Origin of the sequence: Streptomyces sp. NPDC088354 (assembly GCF_044753585.1) — a bacterium.
Lineage (GTDB): Bacteria > Actinomycetota > Actinomycetes > Streptomycetales > Streptomycetaceae > Actinacidiphila.
Genome location: NZ_JBIVNJ010000136.1, coordinates 1 through 2,242, shown reverse-complemented (window position 1 = coordinate 2,242; position 2,242 = coordinate 1). Strand labels below are relative to the sequence as shown.

The window sequence follows — 2,242 nt, the reverse complement described above, 5'->3', positions numbered from 1 at the left end:
AGGAAGATCTTGGTCGATCCCCCTGAATAGCAGAGGCCCTTCGCATCCCGCCCACGCTTGACACCGCCGCTGGGCTCTTAACTTCGTGGCATTGGATGCTCGACGCGGTCCGCTACCTGGTCGCGGGCGGTATCACGTGGCGGTCGATGCCCGCGGACTTCCCCGCGCGGGACCGCGTCTACGCGTTCTGGCGACGGTGGCGGGACCAGGGCCTGATCGGCGAGTGGCACGACCGGCTGCGCGACCGCGTCCGCCAGATCGAGGGCCGCGATCCGGAACCGACCGCGGGCGTCATCGACGCGCAGTCGGTCAAAGGGGCGGCGTCGGTTCCGGCCGCCAGCAGGGGCTTTGACGGAGGGAAGAAGGTCAACGGACGCAAGCGCCACATCGTGGTGGACACCCTCGGGCTGCTACTGGTCGTGATGGTCACGGCGCTTCGGTGACCGACCGTGAGGCCGCCGGTGGTCTACTGGCCCGGCTGCGCGAGCGGCACTGGCGCATCTCGCGCGTCTGGGCGGACGGCGGTTACACCGGTCAGCTGATCGACGTCGCCCGCGCTGCCTGGCGGATCGCGCTGACCGTGGTCAAGCGCACCGACGACACCCGCGGGTTCACCGTGCTGCCCAAAAGGTGGCTGGTGGAGCGGACGTTCGCGTGGCTGATGCGCTCTCGCCGCCTGGCCCGCGACTACGAGACCCGCACCGACAGTTCGGAGGCGATGATCCACTGGTCGATGAGCATGGTCATGAGCCGCCGGCTCGCCCGGCGGGGACGCTGAACATCCCCGGACTCTCTTCGACCAGCCAGCCCCGCACGACCAGGCGCTTGGCCTTCGACCGCACGCCCTCGACCTTCGCCGGCACCGGCGCGAGCCCGAGCGCCGCGGCGAGCTGCCGGCAGTCCATCGCCTCCCCGTCCCGGCCGGCCAGGATGTCCATGAGCCGCCGGTAGTCCGGCGCCAGCACCGCCGCCTCGAGGCCCGCCCGCCATGCCGGCACCACCGAACCGGGCACCGCACCCGCCACCGGCAAGGGCCGTTCGTCGGACGCGGCAACAGGCGCATTCTCGCGTCCGCGCGGTTCCGCCAGGACCTGGCCGACCGTCTCGCGGGCAGTCACGAATCGCTGCCACGCGGCCTCAGCGTCCCGCAGCTCGGCCTGCAGGATCTCCACCCTCTGACGGGCAGCACGCTCCCGCTCCTCCAACAACCCCATCACCGACGGCATCCGGCACCCCACCCGAAGAGACGACACGACACGCCATCCCTCCCGCCGAAGCACCGATCTCATGCCTGACCAGCGGAAACACAGCTACCGCCTTCGGAAAGACAACACCTTCTTACCGGGGGCATGCGCTGCCCAGCGCAGGCCTTGGTCGCTGGGGGGCCGCCATTGCGGCCGGTGTGGGGGCCAGCCCCAGAGGTACTGACCGCTTGGGGGCAGGTCGTGGTGGTGGAGGGGGTGCTGCCGCTGGCCATGCTGACAACAACGGCTGCTGCGACGCCCACAAGTACGGCGGCCAGGAAGATGCCTGGTTTCAGGGCTGGCGACTTGGGGTTCTGGTTGCTCCGCGCAGGGCCGGGATACGGCTCATTGTAACGGTCGGGTCGGCCACGTGTTCCGGTTGGTCTTGTGGTGCCAGGACTTCCTCCAGTGAAGTCGTGGCACCTTGGCTGGTCGTGCCGTACTCGGCACCGCAACCAGGGCAGTTGTGTGCGCCGATCAGATGACGCTGGCAGGCAGCGCAGTAGTTCATGGAGATCGTCCGTCGTTGAGATTCCGAAGCCCTTGGCATGCGTTGGCACGCTCAAGGGGGAGACGTCGAGTGGGGAGACCTTTCCTCACCCGGTGACGGCAGCCACTGCGCCCGGTCCCTCCCTTTCCCGGGCCGGCGTGCGGCTGAGTGGCCTGGCGAGCACCGGGAGCATGTCAGAGCTCTCTGCCAGTGGGTTTCCTGGGTGACGGCAGCGTCAGCGGGCTTGAGGTCAGCGTGGTGCAGGGACACTGAGCGTGGGGTGTGGCCGCTGCCCGGAGCTTCGTCATCCCGTGCGCCGCGCTGGCTTGCTGCTCGTCAGGGATGCAGGCCCGACGTGCTTTCTATGGATTCCCTGATGCGGGTGTGGGCGCATCTGGAGATGCAGCTTCGAGTTAGACCGACCGGCAAATGGATCATGTGAGGCGTCGAGTGGTAGGTCGGTCTCCCCAGCGGTAGCGGCTCGTTGCTCGGCGGATCAGCATGCGGA

At 68.6% G+C, this 2,242-nt stretch carries 1 protein-coding gene and 1 pseudogene; one reads left to right on the top strand and one right to left on the bottom strand.

The window, feature by feature from the left end; translation table 11 throughout:
- Positions 1-95 precede the first annotated feature (95 nt).
- Positions 96-778, top strand: a pseudogene (locus ACIP98_RS42250) (IS5 family transposase).
- On the opposite strand, the gene ACIP98_RS42245 reads toward ACIP98_RS42250, so the two are convergent.
- Positions 744-1,226 (bottom strand): hypothetical protein, encoded by a 483-nt coding sequence (locus ACIP98_RS42245; RefSeq protein ID WP_401982185.1) that lies wholly within the window; start codon positions 1,224-1,226, stop codon positions 744-746. The pseudogene ACIP98_RS42250 and the gene ACIP98_RS42245 sit on opposite strands and share 35 nt — an antisense overlap.
- Between the last annotated feature and the right edge of the window lie 1,016 nt (positions 1,227-2,242).

Excerpts from the sequence above, each read along its gene's own strand:
- ACIP98_RS42245 (WP_401982185.1), bottom strand. The coding sequence starts at position 1,226 with ATGCCGTCGGTGATGGGGTTGTTGGAGGAGCGGGAGCGTGCTGCCCGT.